Annotated in this window: 15 protein-coding genes; 12 read left to right on the top strand and 3 right to left on the bottom strand. The window is 72.9% G+C overall.

All coding sequences use genetic code 11. From position 1 onward, the window contains the following. Positions 1 to 45: 45 nt before the first annotated feature. From ACTWPV_RS17155 to ACTWPV_RS17135, 5 genes are all read left to right on the top strand, one after another. Complete coding sequence (locus ACTWPV_RS17155; RefSeq protein WP_347644931.1) at positions 46 to 780, top strand: response regulator transcription factor; 735 nt, start codon at positions 46 to 48, stop codon at positions 778 to 780. Further along, a complete protein-coding gene (locus ACTWPV_RS17150) occupies positions 777 to 2414 on the top strand; it encodes a sensor histidine kinase (RefSeq protein WP_443152524.1) in 1638 nt (545 codons plus the stop codon). Before ACTWPV_RS17155 ends, ACTWPV_RS17150 begins: the two co-directional genes overlap by 4 nt. A gap of 235 nt (positions 2415 to 2649) precedes the next feature. After that, on the top strand, positions 2650 to 3543 hold the full coding sequence (locus ACTWPV_RS17145) for a polyphosphate polymerase domain-containing protein (RefSeq protein ID WP_443152523.1): 894 nt from the start codon (positions 2650 to 2652) through the stop codon (positions 3541 to 3543). A gap of 3 nt (positions 3544 to 3546) precedes the next feature. Next, entirely contained in the window at positions 3547 to 4224 is a 678-nt protein-coding gene (locus ACTWPV_RS17140) for a DUF4956 domain-containing protein (protein WP_443152522.1), read from the top strand. A 2-nt stretch (positions 4225 to 4226) separates the two neighbouring features. Further along, positions 4227 to 5735, top strand: a complete 1509-nt coding sequence (locus tag ACTWPV_RS17135; protein ID WP_443152521.1) for a CotH kinase family protein — start codon at positions 4227 to 4229, stop codon at positions 5733 to 5735. On the opposite strand, the gene ACTWPV_RS17130 is transcribed toward ACTWPV_RS17135, so the two are convergent. Further along, on the bottom strand, positions 5736 to 6311 hold the full coding sequence (locus ACTWPV_RS17130) for a hypothetical protein (protein WP_443152520.1): 576 nt from the start codon (positions 6309 to 6311) through the stop codon (positions 5736 to 5738). Positions 6312 to 6313: 2 nt separating this feature from the next. Next, complete coding sequence (locus ACTWPV_RS17125) at positions 6314 to 7081, bottom strand: bestrophin-like domain (RefSeq protein ID WP_443152519.1); 768 nt, start codon at positions 7079 to 7081, stop codon at positions 6314 to 6316. Between the two features lie 246 nt (positions 7082 to 7327). Between ACTWPV_RS17125 and ACTWPV_RS17120 the strand changes: the two genes are divergently transcribed. Beyond that, positions 7328 to 7663, top strand: a complete 336-nt coding sequence (locus tag ACTWPV_RS17120) for a hypothetical protein (RefSeq protein WP_347644924.1) — start codon at positions 7328 to 7330, stop codon at positions 7661 to 7663. A gap of 66 nt (positions 7664 to 7729) precedes the next feature. Here ACTWPV_RS17120 and ACTWPV_RS17115 read toward each other — a convergent pair whose 3' ends face one another. Then, positions 7730 to 8359, bottom strand: a complete 630-nt coding sequence (locus ACTWPV_RS17115) for an Lrp/AsnC family transcriptional regulator (protein ID WP_347644923.1) — start codon at positions 8357 to 8359, stop codon at positions 7730 to 7732. Between the two features lie 109 nt (positions 8360 to 8468). Between ACTWPV_RS17115 and ACTWPV_RS17110 the strand changes: the two genes are divergently transcribed. The 6 genes from ACTWPV_RS17110 (at position 8469) to ACTWPV_RS17085 (ending at position 14913) form a co-directional block, all read left to right on the top strand. Beyond that, positions 8469 to 10046 (top strand): ABC transporter substrate-binding protein, encoded by a 1578-nt coding sequence (locus ACTWPV_RS17110; protein WP_443152518.1) that lies wholly within the window; start codon positions 8469 to 8471, stop codon positions 10044 to 10046. A 12-nt stretch (positions 10047 to 10058) separates the two neighbouring features. Beyond that, entirely contained in the window at positions 10059 to 11126 is a 1068-nt protein-coding gene (locus ACTWPV_RS17105; RefSeq protein WP_347644921.1) for an ABC transporter permease, read from the top strand. Beyond that, positions 11123 to 11998 (top strand): ABC transporter permease, encoded by an 876-nt coding sequence (locus tag ACTWPV_RS17100; RefSeq protein WP_443152517.1) that lies wholly within the window; start codon positions 11123 to 11125, stop codon positions 11996 to 11998. The genes ACTWPV_RS17105 and ACTWPV_RS17100 overlap by 4 nt, the downstream gene beginning before the upstream one ends. Before the next feature lie 118 nt (positions 11999 to 12116). Then, positions 12117 to 12947 (top strand): ABC transporter ATP-binding protein, encoded by an 831-nt coding sequence (locus tag ACTWPV_RS17095; RefSeq protein ID WP_443152516.1) that lies wholly within the window; start codon positions 12117 to 12119, stop codon positions 12945 to 12947. Beyond that, positions 12944 to 13855, top strand: coding sequence for an ABC transporter ATP-binding protein (locus ACTWPV_RS17090; RefSeq protein WP_443152515.1), 912 nt, complete (start codon positions 12944 to 12946; stop codon positions 13853 to 13855). The genes ACTWPV_RS17095 and ACTWPV_RS17090 overlap by 4 nt, the downstream gene beginning before the upstream one ends. Beyond that, positions 13852 to 14913, top strand: coding sequence for a M24 family metallopeptidase (locus ACTWPV_RS17085; RefSeq protein WP_443152514.1), 1062 nt, complete (start codon positions 13852 to 13854; stop codon positions 14911 to 14913). Before ACTWPV_RS17090 ends, ACTWPV_RS17085 begins: the two co-directional genes overlap by 4 nt. Positions 14914 to 14930 lie beyond the last annotated feature (17 nt).

Raw genomic sequence — 14930 nt, 5'->3', positions numbered from 1 at the left:
GCTGCTCACACACAACTCCCAGGCAGACCGGATACAACAGCCCGCATGGACGCACCGAGCCCCCGCACCGCCGGCAACCCCGTGGTCCTGGTGGTCGACGACGAGCCCAACATCCGCGAGCTGCTCCAGGACGCCCTGGAGCTGAACGGCTTCGCCGTGCGCACGGCCGCCTCGGGCACGCAGGCGCTGGCGCGCGTCGGCGAGGAGCGTCCCGACCTGATCGTGCTGGACGTGATGCTGCCCGACCTCAACGGGTTCGCGGTGGCGCAGAGGCTGCGGCCGGACGGCGGCGGGCCGCCGGTGTTGTTCCTGACGGCGCGCGACACGGTGGCCGACCGGATCGCGGGGCTGACGGCGGGCGGCGACGACTACGTCACCAAGCCGTTCAGCCTGGAGGAGGTGGTGCTGCGCATCCGCGCCATCCTGCGCCGTACGAGTCCTCGCGAGCAGGCGCACGACGACGGGCTGCTCCGCTACGCCGACCTGGAGCTGGACGAGGAGACCCACGTCGTACGGCGGGCCGGGCGTCACGTGCACCTGTCGCCGACGGAGTTCGCCCTGTTGCGCTACCTGATGATCAACGCGGAGCGGGTCGTCAGCAAGCCGCAGATCCTCGACCGGGTGTGGGACCACGGTTTCGGCGCCGACAGCCGGATCGTGGAGTCCTACATCAGCTACCTGCGCCGCAAGATCGACGTGGCGGGCCCGCCGCTGATCCACACGTTGCGCGGCGTCGGCTACTCGCTGCGCGACCAGAGCCTCCTGGACCGCGGCCGATGAGGCCGATCGCGCGGGCCTGGCCGCTGCGCCACCGGCTGCTGGCCGCCCTGCTCGGGTTGTCGGCGGCGGCTCTGGCGGTGTTCGCGACGGCCGGGGTGATCCTGCTCGACCGCTCGCTGCTGTCCCGGGTGGACACGCAGCTCACCGCCTTCGCGGCCACGTTCGGCAAGGGACGGCCGCCGCCCCCTCTCGTGCGGCCGCCGCGCAGGGGTGAGGTGGAGCTGCCCAGCCAGTTCCGGGTGGACTTCCACCGGCCGTCGGGGGCGCCCGCCCGCGCGGGCCCCCGCCCCGCCGACGGGCCGGACGTCCCCGCGGTCACCATCGCCGCCCTCCCGCCGCGCCCCTTCACCGTGGCCGGCAGGTCGGGGGACACCGACTGGCGCGCGCTCGTGGTGGCCCTTCCCGACGGCAACCGCGCGGTGGTGTCGATGTCGCTGGAGGCGGCCAGGAGCACCGTGCGGCAACTGCTCGTCATCGAGGTGGCGGCGGGCGCGCTGGTGCTGGTGCTCCTGGGCGCGGTGGCGCTGGCTGTCGTACGGCTCGGCCTGCGCCCGCTGACCCGGATGGAACGCACCGCCACCGCGATCGCCGGCGGCGAGCTCGACCGGCGGGTCTCCGACAGCGACCCGCGCACGGAGACCGGGCGGCTGGGGCACGCGCTCAACATCATGCTCGGCCGCCTCGGCGAGGCCCTGCGCCAGCGCGAGCACTCGGAGCAGCGGCTGCGCCACTTCCTCGCCGACGCCTCGCACGAGCTGCGTACGCCGCTGACGTCCATCCGGGGGTTCGCCGAGCTGTACCGGCACGGCGACCGCGAGCCGGATCCCGCCGTGGCGCGCATCCTCAGCCGCATCGAAGGCGAGGCCGAGCGGATGGGCGTGCTGGTGGAGGACCTGCTGCTGCTGGCGCGGCTGGACCAGGAGCGGGCGCTCGACCTGACGGAGGTGGACCTGCACGTCGTCGCGGGCGACGTGGTGCACGGTGCGCGGGCCCGCGCACCGGGACGGCCGATCGAGCTGGTCCTGGACGAGCGGCCGGTACGGGTGACGGGCGACGAACACCGCCTGCACCAGGTGGTCGCCAACCTCGTCGGCAACGCCGTGGCCCACGCCCCCGAGGGCGCGGCGGTCCGGGTGACCGTCAGCGAGGCCGGCGCCGACGCACGGGCCCCGGCCCGGACGCCGGGAGAGGGCCCCGCCTCATGGGCCGGCGACGGGACGACGAACGCGAGCACGACCGCGCGGGCCGGCAACGGGACGACGGGCGCACGGGCCGGGAACGGGACTACTGACGCGGGCGGGGTCGCGGGCGCGTGGGTGGGGGCTCGGGTGACCGGACGGGCGGCGGTCATCGAGGTGCACGACGCCGGGCCGGGCATCGCGGCGGAGCATCTGCCGCACGTCTTCGACCGCTTCTATCGGGCCGACGCCGCCCGTTCCCGCGGCAGCGGCGGCACCGGCCTGGGGCTGGCCATCGCGGCGGCGCTGGTCGAGGCGCACGGCGGCCGCATCGAGGCACGCAGCGGCGGCGGCACCACCTTTCGCGTCGTCCTGCCGGTCGAGGGACCGGTCGAGCCGCCGGTCCAGGGGCCGGTCCAGGGGCCGGTCCAGGGGCCGGTCCAGGGGCCGGTCTAGGGACAGGTCGACGGCCCGATCGACGGGCCGGTCGACGGGCCGGTCGACGGGCCGGTCGACGGGCCGGTCGACGGGCCGGTCGACGGGCCGGTCGACGGGCCGGTCGAGCCGCAGGCCCAGGGTCGGGGACATCTGACGCGGCCGCGGCGCGCGTGTTCATCGCCCGGTGCGACAGGGTTCACACACTATTCCCAGGTTGTTGCTGTCCCCTATGGGCTGTCACGAAGGGAGAGACATGCTGCGAAGATTCCGCAGGCGCCCCGTCCCCGCACACAGGCCCGAGGTCCCGGCGGCCGGCGCCCCCGGCGAGGCGGGGCACGCGCTGCGCGCCCCCAGCCGACTGCACGCGTTCAACAGGTACGAGATCAAGTATCTCGTCGACGCCGCCGTCGCCCGCGAGCTGCGCGACGAGATGGACACCGTGCTCGACCGCGACCGCCACAGCGGCGACGGCGGATACGGCGTCTGGAGCGTCTACTACGACACCCGCCGGCTGCGCTTCTACTGGGAGAAGATCGAGGGCCTCAGGTTCCGCAGGAAGCTGCGCATCCGCCATTACGGCGACCGCTTCGCGGTGACCGGCGAGACCCCGGTCCATGTCGAGATCAAGCAGCGGGTCAACCGGGTCACGCAGAAGCGCCGGGTACGCCTGCCGTACCGGGACGCCCTGCGCCTGTGCGACGGGCGGGAGCAGGTGGGGCACGAGCCGTCCGAGCGGGGCTTCCTGGAGGAGGTGCTCGACCTGGTCTGCCGGCTCGACCTGCGCGCCACCGCGATGACCGGCTACCAGCGGCACGCCTACGTCGGGCGGGGCGCGGACGTGGGCCTGCGGGTCACCTTCGACCAGCGCGTACGCGGCCGCGACCGGGACTTCCACCTGGGCGCGGACGCCGCGAACCGGTTCATCGTCCCGCCCGGCAAAGCGATCATGGAGGTCAAGGCGAACGAGCGCGTCCCCTACTGGCTCACCGACCTGACCGCCGAGCGGAACCTGCAGGTGGTGCGGCTCTCGAAGTACTGCCAGAGCGTGGAGGCGCACGGGCTCGCGCCACGCTCGATCTTCCACATCCCCGGCCACGACCTGGATTCCGGACTCTCGTCGGCCCTGACCGCCCCCGCGGAGGCATGACCCATGGACCTCTCCTTCCAGGACCTGTCCGGCACGTTCAGCGTGGCCGACATCGCGATCGCGATGTCGCTGTCGTTCGTGCTCAGCGCCATGATCGGCTGGGTGTACCGGGCGACGCACCGCAACGTCTCCTACAGCCAGTCCTACGTCCAGACGCTCGTCGTCCTCGGCATGCTGATCTCGCTGATCATGCTGGTCGTCGGCTCGAACATCGCCCGCGCCTTCGCCCTGGTGGGCGCCCTGTCGGTGGTACGGTTCCGCAACGCCATCAAGGAGACGAGGGACGTCGGGTTCATCTTCCTGGTGATGGGGATCGGCATGGCCGTCGGCACCCGCTTCTACCTGCTGGCCGTGGTGGCCGCCGTGACGATCTCGCTGATCATCATGATCATGAGCAGGTTCAACTGGTTCCAGCTGAACGTGCGCCGCCAGGTCGTCAAGGTGCAGGTGCCGTCGGACGAGGACTACACGCACGCCGTCCAGGACGTCCTGGTCCGGCACACCGACGAGTTCGAGCTGGTCAGCATGGAGTCCATCAGGGCCGGCGCGCTGACCGAGCTGATGTACACCGTCCGGATCAAGAAGGGCAGCGAGCCCGCCGACCTCATCTCCGGGCTGCGGGAGCGCAACCACGGCCAGCAGGTCACGGTGCTGACCGGCTACGACCAGAGCGACCTGTAGCCGTGGCCCGCCTCAGACACCGCATCCCCGTAAGGCTCCGGCACCACTGGAAGCTCGTGGCGGCGTGCGTGGCGTTCCTGGCCGCCTGCTACGGCGTCTTCGGCAGCGGCACCGTCCGCCCGTACGTCACCAGCGTGCGGACCGCCTCGGCCGGCGTCGTCGTCCGGGACCTCGCCGGGTCCAAGGAGCTGTTCGACGCCGCCACGCCGCACGAGGTGGCGCTCACGTTCCGGGACGAGGGCTACCAGGACATGCTGGCGGAGTACTTCAAGGACGGCGACAAGAAGTACGTCGAGGCCGACCTGACCATCGACGGGACCACGATCCCGAGCGTGGGCATCCGGCTCAAGGGCAACTCGACGCTGCACGCGCTGACGTGGAAGGGGGAGACCCGGCCGCGCGACACGTCCGGCCGCGGGAACCCGCCGGAGGGGCTCCGCCCGCCTGACGGAGCCGAGCCTCCCGCCGGCTTCCAGCCGCCGGCAGGCGGGCAGCGGCAAGGCCGCGGGCGCGGCGCGGCGCTGAAGGCCGAGGAGCCGGAGAACCTGCCCTGGCTGATCAGCTTCGACGAGTTCGTCGAAGGACGCCGTTACCAGGGCCATTCCCAGGTCGCGGTGCGCCCGTCCTTGGGTTCGTCGGCCCTGCTGCACGAGGCCGTGGCCATCTCCCTGGTCGGCGCGGCGGGCGAGCCCTCCCAGCGGTCGGCCTATACGTCCTTCTCCGTGAACGGCCGCGCGTCCGCTCCGCGCCTCCTGGTCGAGTATCTGGACGAGGGGTACGCCGAGCGGCTCGGCGACGGCGTGCTCTACAAGTCGCTCGCTTCGGGGAGCTTCACCTACCAGGGCGAGGACCAGACCACGTACGTCGACGACTTCAAGCAGGTCAACCTGGTGGGCCAGCGCGACCTGCAACCGGTCATCGACCTGGTCAGGTGGGTGGAGCAGGCCTCGGACGAGGAGTTCGCGTCGGGGCTGGCCGAGCGGCTGGACGTCGTGTCGTTCGCCCGCTACGCGGCCCTGCAGAACATCCTGCTGAACTTCGACGACATGGCGGGCCCCGGCCACAACTACTACCTCTGGTACGACCTGGGCACGAAGCGGTTCAGGGTGATCAGCTGGGACATGAACCTCGCGCTGAGAGGGGACGCCACAGCCGGCCCCCACGACGCCATCGGCATGAGGCGCCGCGGCGACCGAGCCGCCCGGCCCGGGCCGGGCGAGCAGCCGGAACAGCAGGGCCGCCCGCCGGGCACGCCGCGTGCCGGCGGGCCGCGCGGCGGCCACGCGCTGAAGGAGAGGTTCCTCAAGGACGCCGGTTTCAAGAAGCTCTACGAGCGGGAGCACGCGGCCCTCGCCCGCGACCTGCTGGCCGGCGGCACCGCCACGGCCCTGCTGGACCAGGCGCTCAAGGCGTACGGCCTCAATGCGGGCGCCGACCGGGCGAAGGCGGCCGAGGAGGCGGCCGACCTGCGCGCCACGCTGGAGACCCGCGCCACGTCGCTGGCGGGTTGATCACCGGCGGGAGCGGAACGCCACGGCCGTCGTCGAGGTGATGGCGGTCACCAGCACGACGGTGAGCAGGACGCCGCCCAGGGGGTTGTCGCGGCGGCCCGCCGGCGGGAGGGGACGCCGCGCGCCGGCCCACCCCGACACGGAGGGCGTGGGGCTGGGCGAAGGGGTCGGGGTGAGCGCGGGGACGCGCACCGGCCCTGCCTGGGGCACGGGCAGGGGGGCCACGCGCACCCGCCGGCGCGGACACTCCCCCACCCGCACCCCGCCCGTGCACAACCCGTCGCGGTAGACCGTCACCCGTGGCAGCGCCACCTGGGGTGTGGCCCGCCGCTGGCGGGGCGGCACGGAGATCGAGACTTTCGGGACGGGCCGTCGCCGGGCCGAAACCCTGGGCACGGTCACGCGGCCCGGCCTGGCGGTGACGCCCTTCGGGGGCACGGGGGCGCGTACGGTCACCCGCGGCGCCGGGCCCGGCCACTGCGCCCGGTCGGCCGCCGCACCGTTCGCGTCGGCGCCGGCGACGCCGGCCACGAGCAGGGCGGCGGCGAGCAGCAGCGGAACGCGCCTGAAGGCCACGGTCACAACCCCCCGGCGATCCGGCTGAACTCCTGCAGGGCACCCGCGAACGCCTCGGGCCCGACAGCCAGCGGCCCCGCGAAGACGTGCGCGATGTCCCACGTGAGATAGGTGCCGAAGCCGAGCAGGCCCGCGGTCGCCAGCAGCGGCAGGATGGCCAGGCCGCGCGGCCTGGCCCCGGCCAGGAACGGGAAGACGACGACGAGCGCCCCGGTGAGGATGGTCAGGATCAGCAGCCCGTCGGGCGGTGTCGCGGCGGCGTCGGCGGTGCGCTGGGCGCGCGCGGCGGCGATGCCCCTGATGTGGTCGAGCACGGCCGCCTTGGCGTCGGACTCCTCGTCGCCCGCCACCTCGAGGGCGTGGACCGCGCCGCGCAGCTGGTCCATCCTGGCGCCGCCGACCGGGTCCATCGCGCCCTCGGCCATGAGCGGCCACTCGTCCCTGACCACGAACGTGACGTAGTCGTGCAGAGCCCTGCGCACGTCCTGGGGCCCCGTGCCCGGCAGCTCGCCGGCGGCCCAGTAGGCGTCGACCGCGGCCTGGCTCTCGGCGTGGGTGTTGAGCCTGGCGGCGTCGGCCGTGGTCCACGGCACGATGATGGCGATGGCGAACACCAGCAGGAACATGGCCGACAACATCGCCCCCGCGTGGGCGGCGGAGGGGCCGCTGGGATCGCGGTCCTCACCCGCCGCCCTGACCCGCCTGAACACCAGCGCGGTGAGCGCCACGGCGCCCACCGCCGCCAGGATGGAGAGTGTGTACGCCACCATGAGGATCTCCCGAACCCTGTCGACTACGCAGTGCGACATTACTATCACATAGGGCAACGATGGCGGCAGGCGGTGATCGGTAAAGTCCCGGGCGGGTTCCGCGCTCGTGAGGGTTCAGCCGAAGTACTCGCCGTACAGGCCGCCGCGCCGGGGCCGGCTGGACGGATTGCCGATCATTGAGGGGCCTTCCTCGCCATATGTCCAATGAGAGGCTGATATTTCGAGACTTGCAGGGAGCATGGGGGCGTGAATCTCAACGGCCGCAAATTCGTGATGGTGAGCTCGACGGCGAGCGAGGTCGACCTGGACAGCCCGACGGAGTTCCAGTACTGGGAGGCGGACGGGGTGGTGTGGGGCCACTACTCCGGCGACACCGTGACCCACGGGCGCTTCGTCGGCACGCGGGACGGCGACCTGGTGTCGATCAGTTACGCACACGCGCTGAAGGCCGGGGGCACGGCGGGCGGGCACAGCAGCAGCCGCGTCGAGGCCGGGGACGACGGGCGGCTTCGCCTGGTGGAGGAGTTCTCGTTCGAGGGGGACGACACCGTGCACGTCAGCGTGTGCGCCGAGGTGTCCTGACCGGCCCTCGTCACGCGGGCAGCCGTAGTGTCCTGATCAGCCCTCGTCATGTGGGCAGTCGGCCGCTCAGCCCTCCTTGTGGAGGGTGGCGCGGCCCTCGGCGGCGCCGACGAAGCGCATCTTGCCGAGCGGCACCTCGCCCTGCGTCTCCTGGGCGGGCCGCCGCGCCGGCCTGGCCCGGTCGCTGGGCAGCACGTACGGCCGCCTGAGCACCTCGTCGAGGATGAACACGGTCTCTGTCGCCTTCACCGCCGGGATGTTCGCCAGCCGGTCGGTCACCATGGTGTGCACCTCGGCCACGTCGGACACGCGTACCTGGATCATCGCGTCGTGCTGGCCGGTGGTGATCGCGCAGTATTCCACCTGCGGCATCCTGGCCAGCTCGGCCCTGAACTGCTTCCACATCTGCTGGCGCACGGTCACGAAGATCAGCGCGGTGATGCCGAGCCCGGCCCGCACGTGGTCGATCTCGGCCGTGAACCGCTTGATCGCGCCGTCGGCGCGCAGCGCCTCGAAGCGGGTGTAGGCGTTGGCCCGGGAGATGCCCACCCGCTCGGCCAGCGCCGCGACCGAGATCCTGCCGTTCTCGCGCAGGACCTCGAGGATCTTCAGGTGGACGTCGTCCAGTTCGAGACCGATGCCGATCCGTCCAGACTGACCGCCGTCGCCGCCACCATTTCTAGAAATTTCACTCATCATTACCTCACCGACCTTTATATACGTCTCGCTGGGCGCACGGCGCCTGGACGTTCTGCCGGACAATCCTCCGCATCCCCTGCTGAACGTCCCATCATGGAGGACCTACATGGCGACCCGCTCGCAGACGGCGGCTGTGCTGCTCGCCGGTGCACTCGCCCTCGCCGCCTGCGGAAGCGGCGGCACGTCCCGGACCCCCGCCTCCGGCGGCGGCGGCAAGACCCTCGTCATCGACACGTCCTTCGACCTCAAGACGGCCGACCCCGGCCGCACGTACGAGCCGACCGGGCTCATCGTCGGCAAGGCGGTCTACGAGACCCTCCTCACGTTCGACGGCGCCGACGTGACCAAGCCGGTGCCCGCCCTCGCCGAGTCGTACGAGCTGGCCGAGGACGGCAGGAAGCTGACGCTGGAGCTCAGGCAGGGCGCCACCTTCGCCGACGGCTCGCCGGTGACGGCCGACGACGTGGTCTTCTCGCTGACGCGGGTGCGTGACATGAAGGGTACGCCGTCGTTCCTGCTCGACGGCGTCGAGGTGGCCAAGACCGGCGACTCCACGATCACGCTGACGTCGAAGGCGCCCAACCCGGCGCTGCCGTACATCCTGCCGAACCCGGCGCTCGGCATCATCAACAGCAAGGTCGCCAAGCAGCACGGCGCGACCGCCGACGCCCAGGACAAGGCCGAGCAGTACCTGAACGCCAACTCGGCCGGCTCGGGCCCGTACCGGATCGAGTCGTTCAACGTCAGCAGCCAGGTCGTGCTCACCTCGAACCCGAAGTACTACGGCGCCAAGCCCGCCTACGACAAGGTCGTCATCCGCAACGTCGAGGCCGCCACCCAGAAGCTGAACGTGCAGCGCGGCGACAGCCAGATCGCGCTGAACCTGTCGGGCGACCAGGTCACCGGCATGCCCTCGACCCTGCAGGTGAAGAAGACCGCCTCGGCCAACGTCATCTTCCTGCTGGCCAACCAGGACTCCGCGATCAGCAGGACCACCACGAACCCCAAGTTCGTCGAGGCGGTGCGCAAGGGCGTCGACTACGCGGGGCTGCTGGAGCTGGCCGGCGAGGGCTCGACGCAGGCGCCGGGGGTCATCCCGTCGCAGCTGCTCGGCGCGCTGCCCGCCGACCAGGGCGCCGAGCGGGACGTCGCCGGCGCCAAGGCGGCACTGGCGGCCGGCGGGCTGTCGAACCCGACCGTGAAGCTGGAGTACCCGACCGAGCTGACCGTGAACGGCCTGTCCTTCCAGCCGCTGGCCGAACGCATCCAGGCCAACCTCAAGGAGGTCGGCATCACGGTGGACCTCCAGCCCGCGCCGGTCAGCACGGCGCTGGACAACTACCGCAACGGCAAGGAGGAGATGGGCCTGTGGTACTGGGGTCCTGACTACCCCGACCCCAGCGACTACCTGGCGTTCCTGCCGGGCAAGACGGTGGGGCTGCGGGCCGGCTGGAAGCCTGGGGCGGCCAAGGAGATCGAGGAGGCCGGGGAGAAGGCGGCCGCGGCGATCGGCGACGGCGCCCGCAAGGAGGCCTTCGCCGACGTGCAGACCAAGCTCAACGCGTCCGGGCCGTTCGTCCCGCTGATCCAGCCGAGCCAGAACATCGTGACGGCCGGGTCGGTGACGGGCCTGGACTACCACCCCGTGTGGACGGTCGACGTCGCCGACCTCGGCGTGAAGTAAGGGATCAGGCAGGTGCCCGACAAGGAGGGTCCGCCCGCCCCGCGACCGCGGCGGACCGCGCATCCGCTGGCCCGCTTCCTGATCCGGCGCCTCCTCCTGGCCGTGCTCATGGCCTGGGGGATCACGCTGGTGACGTTCGTGCTGACCAACCTGGTGCCCGGCGACCCCGTGGCCGCGAACCTCGGCCAGCGGGCGCTCGGCGACCCGGCCATCGTCGCGCAGTGGCGGGCGGAGCACGGTCTGGACAAGCCGCTGTGGCAGCAGTACCTGATCCACCTGCGGGGACTGGTGCAAGGCGACCTGGGCACCAGCCAGCAGAGCCACCGCCCGGTCGCCCAGGACCTCGCCGAGTACGTGCCCGCCACGCTGGAGCTGGCCGGCGCCGCCATCCTGGTCTCCCTGGTGCTGGGCGTGGCGTTCGGCGTGATCGCCGCCCTGCGCAGGGACCGGCTGCCCGACCACGCGCTGCGGGTGCTGAGCCTGGTCGGCATCTCCGTCCCGACGTTCTGGCTGGCGCTGGTGGCGTTCTACGTGTTCTTCTACCGGCTGCAGCTCACCCCGGGCAGCGGCCGGGTGGACGCGGCCCTCGGCTCGGCCCCGCCCGTGACGGGACTGCAGACGGTGGACGCGCTGCTGGCCGGCCGCTGGGACATCTTCTCCTCGGCAGCCGGCCACCTGGTCACGCCCGCCCTCGTGCTGGCCCTGTACACGATCGGCCTGCTCACCCGCTTCACCCGCTCGGCGGTGCTGGAGGTGCTCGGGCAGGACTACGTGCGCGCCGCCCGCGCCAAGGGCCTCCCGGGGCGGACGATCCTCTTCCGGTACGTCCTGCGCTCGGCGCTGGTGCCCATCATCACCGTGGCGGGCCTGGCCTTCGGCAGCCTGCTGTCCGGCACCGTGCTCGTCGAGGCGATCTTCGCCTGGCCCGGCATCGGGCAGTACGCGTACAAGAGCGCCACCACGCTCGACCTGCCCGCCGTCATGGGCGTCGGCCTGGTGGTGGGCGTCGTCTACCTGGTCATCAACCTGATCGTGGACGTCCTGTACGGCGTCATCGACCCCCGAGTGAGGCTCCAGTGACACGGGACCCCCTGGCCCGCCGGGGCCTGCTCAGGCGGCTCCCCGAGGCGTGGCGGCAGCCGCTGGCCGTGGTCGGCGCCGTACTGGCCGTGGCCTGGATCGTGATCGCGCTGGCCGCGCCCGTGCTGGCGCCGCACGATCCGCTGGCCCAGGACCTGCCGCGGCTGGCCGCTCCAGGACCCGGCCACTGGTTCGGCACCGACCAGCTCGGGCGCGACATCCTGAGCCGGGTCCTGCACGGGGCGCGGGTGTCGATACCGCTGACGTTGCTGCTGGTGGCGCTGTCGGTGCTGATCGGCGGGCTGCTCGGGGCGTGTGCCGGATATTTCGGCAGGTGGGTGGATGAGACGATCATGCGGGTGGCGGATCTGGTGTTCGCGTTCCCGACCGTGATCCTGGCCATGGTGGTGGCCGCCGCCCTGGGCGCGAGCCTCGGCAACGCGGTGCTGGCCGTGCTGGTCGTGGCCTGGCCCGCCTACGCCCGGGTGACGCGCGGGCTGGTGCTGGGGATCCGGGAGCGGGAGTTCGTGCTGAGCGGGCGGCTGCTGGGCTTCTCGGTGTGGCGGTCCCTGCGGGTGGACGTCCTGCCGAACGTGACGGGCCCCGTCCTGGTGCTGGCCACGCTCGACATCGGCACCGCCCTGCTGCTGCTGTCGGGGCTGTCGTTCCTCGGCCTGGGTGCCAAGCCGCCGTCCCCCGAGTGGGGGGCGATGGTGGCCTCGGGCGTGGAGGTGTTCGACAGCTGGTGGGTGGCAACGTTCCCGGGCCTGGCGATCTTGACCGTGGTGCTGGCGTTCAACTTCCTGGGTGACACGCTGCGGGACGCGCTCGATCCCCGGACCGCCCGCGCGATCAAGGAGCGTGCCCTTTGAGCGAGCGAACGAGACCGCACGGCGACCTGGCCGCAGGTCCGGAGGAGGACCGTGACCGAGCGGAGCGAGGGAACAAATCAGCACGGCGACCTGTCGCAGGTCCGACGGAGGAGGACCTGTGACGTTGGACATCAGCGGGCTGAAGGTGTCGATCGGCGGCAAGGAGATCCTGCGCGGCGTCGACCTGAACCTGGCCGCGGGCCGGGTGCACGGCCTGGCCGGGGAGAGCGGGTCGGGCAAGACCATGACCGGGCTGGCCGTGCTGGGGCTGCTGCCGCACGGCGCCCGGGCGTCGGGCACGATCCGGCTCGGTGAGCGCGACCTGCTGGCGCTGCCGGCCAAGGAGCTGAACCGGGTGCGCGGCGGCGAGGTCGCCATGGTCTTCCAGGACCCCGCGACCAGCCTGCACCCGATGCTGACCGTCGGCAGGCAGCTCACCGAGCACATGCGGCACCACCTTCGCCTGGGCAGGGCCGAGGCGAAGGAGCGGGCGGTGGAGCTGCTCGGCAAGGTGCGCATCCCCGGGCCCGCGGAGGCGTACGGGCGGTTCCCGCACCAGTTCTCCGGCGGGATGCGGCAGCGCATAGCGATCGCCGTCGCGCTGGCCTGCTCGCCGAAGGTGCTGATCGCCGACGAGCCGACGACGGCGCTGGACGTGACCGTGCAGGCGGGGGTGCTGCGGCTGCTGCGCGGGCTCTGCGACGAGCTGGGGCTGGCCGTGCTGCTGGTCACGCACGATCTGGGGGTGATGTCGGCGGTGGCGGACGAGGTGAGCGTGATGAAGGACGGCCTGGTCGTGGAGTCGGGGCCGCGCGGGCGGGTGCTGCGGGAACCGGCTCACGCCTACACCCGCGCGCTGCTCGGCTCCCTGCCCGGCGCGGGCACAGCCGAACCCGGCGAACAACCCGGCGGGCCCGGCTCCGGTCCCGTCCCGGAGGGGGAACGATGAGCCTGCTGAGCGTGGACGACCTGGTCGTCGAGCACCGCTCCCCCGGCCGTCCCGCGGTGCGCGCCGTGGCGGGGGCGAGCCTGACCGTCGGCGCCGGCGAGGTCGTCGGGCTGGTCGGCGAGTCGGGGTGCGGCAAGTCGACGCTGGCCCGCGCCGTCTGCGGGCTCAACCCGGTCACCGCCGGCTCGATCACGTTCGACGGGCAGCCGGTCACCCCGCTCGGGCTGCGGCGCAGGCGGCTCACCGGGATCCAGATGGTGTTCCAGGACCCGTACGCGTCGCTGAACCCGCGCCGCCGGGTCGGCGACCAGGTCGCCGACGGGCTGCGCACCGCGCGGGACACCGTCACCTCACCCGCCGACCTGCTCGAACGGGTCGGTCTGCCGCGCGAGTTCGCGGGCCGGCACCCGCACGAGTTCTCGGGCGGGCAGCGGCAGCGCATCGCCATCGCCAGGGCGCTGGCCGCACGGCCGCGGCTGCTGATCGGCGACGAGCCCATCTCCGCCCTGGACGCCTCCGCCCAGTCGCAGGTGGCCAGGCTGATGCGGGACCTGGCCGTGGACGCGGGCGCGGGACTGCTGTTCATCAGCCACGACCTGTCCGTGGTGCGGCTGATCGCCGACCGGATCGCCGTCATGTACCTGGGCAGGATCGTCGAGGTGGGCGACACGGCGGAGGTGTGGGCGGAGCCGCGGCACCCGTACACGAAGGCGCTGCTGCAGGCCATCCCGCAGCCGGACGGGAGGGGCGTGCTGCCCGCGGAGCTGCCCGGCGACGTGCCCGATCCGGCGAACCCGCCGCAGGGGTGCCGGTTCCATCCGCGCTGCCTGCACGTGATGGACGTGTGCCGCGGCAAGGAGCCGGACTTCGGGCCGGTGGCCTGCTGGCTGCACGAGCCGCCGCGGTGACGCCCCCACCGCGCTCCCCGCAGGACGCCGCGCCGGGCGGCGGGTCGGCGGTCCGGGCGGAGGTGGAGGAGGCCCAGCTGATGAGCGGGCGGATGAGTGGGCGGATGGTGGCCGTGCGGGAGGCCATGGCCGGCGCCGGGGTGGATGCCCTGGTGTTGCGGCCGTCACCGGACTTCCGGTTCCTCGGCGGCGGGGAGGGGCCGTACCTGGTGGTGACCCGCGACGCCGTCGCCGAGACCGCCGAGCCCGCCCGGCTGGTGCCGGAGGGGGCGCGGCGGGTCGGCGTGGACCCGGAGATGCGGGTGCGCGAGCTGTTCGGGCTCGCCGTGGAGGCCGAGCTGGTGCCCGCCTCCGCCGTGCTGGCGCCGCTGCGGCTGTGTAAGGAGCCGTACGAGATCGAGGCCGTCGCGCGCGCGGTGGCGGCCGCGGAGGAGGTGCTGGGGCAGGCGCGGGAGCTGGCCTGGTTCGGGGCGGGCGAGCGGGCGATGGCCCGCCGGCTGCGGTCGCTGCTGGTGGAGTCGGGCTGCGAGGAGGTGCTGTCGCTGCGGGTGGCGGCGGGCGAGCACACCGCGCGGCCCGCGCACGCGCCGGGCGAGCGGGTGATCAACCCGGGCGACGCGCTGCTGGTCTCGGTGTGCGGGCGGTGGGACGGCTACTGCGCGGAGGTCGCCAGGGTGTTCGCGGTGGCGGAGCCGCCGGAGGACTTCGAGGCGATGTACTCGGTGGTGGCCGCCGCGCACCGGGCGGGCCTGTCGGTGATGCGTCCCGGCGTCCCGGTGGCCGCGGTGTCCAGGGCGGTCGGCGAGGTGATCGACGGCAGCGGGTACGGGCGGTTCGCGGCGGCGCACGCCGGGCGGGGCATCGGGCTCGGGCACGACGAGGGGCCGCGGCCGGGCGAGGACGCCGTGCTGGCGGCGGGCATGACGTTCTGCCTGGAGCCGGCCATCTACGTGCCCGACCTGTTCGGGGCACGGGTGGCGGACGTGGTGGCCTGCACGGACGGCGGGCCGCTGGCGCTGGGCACGAGCCCGCACTCCCTGACCGTTCTGGACCGGTGAGACCGCCCGCACCTCGC

It is taken from the genome of Nonomuraea sp. KM88, assembly GCF_052245635.1.
Classification (GTDB): domain Bacteria; phylum Actinomycetota; class Actinomycetes; order Streptosporangiales; family Streptosporangiaceae; genus Nonomuraea.
The sequence above is the reverse complement of the archived record's forward strand: the minus strand, read 5'-3'. Positions and strand labels throughout refer to the sequence as shown.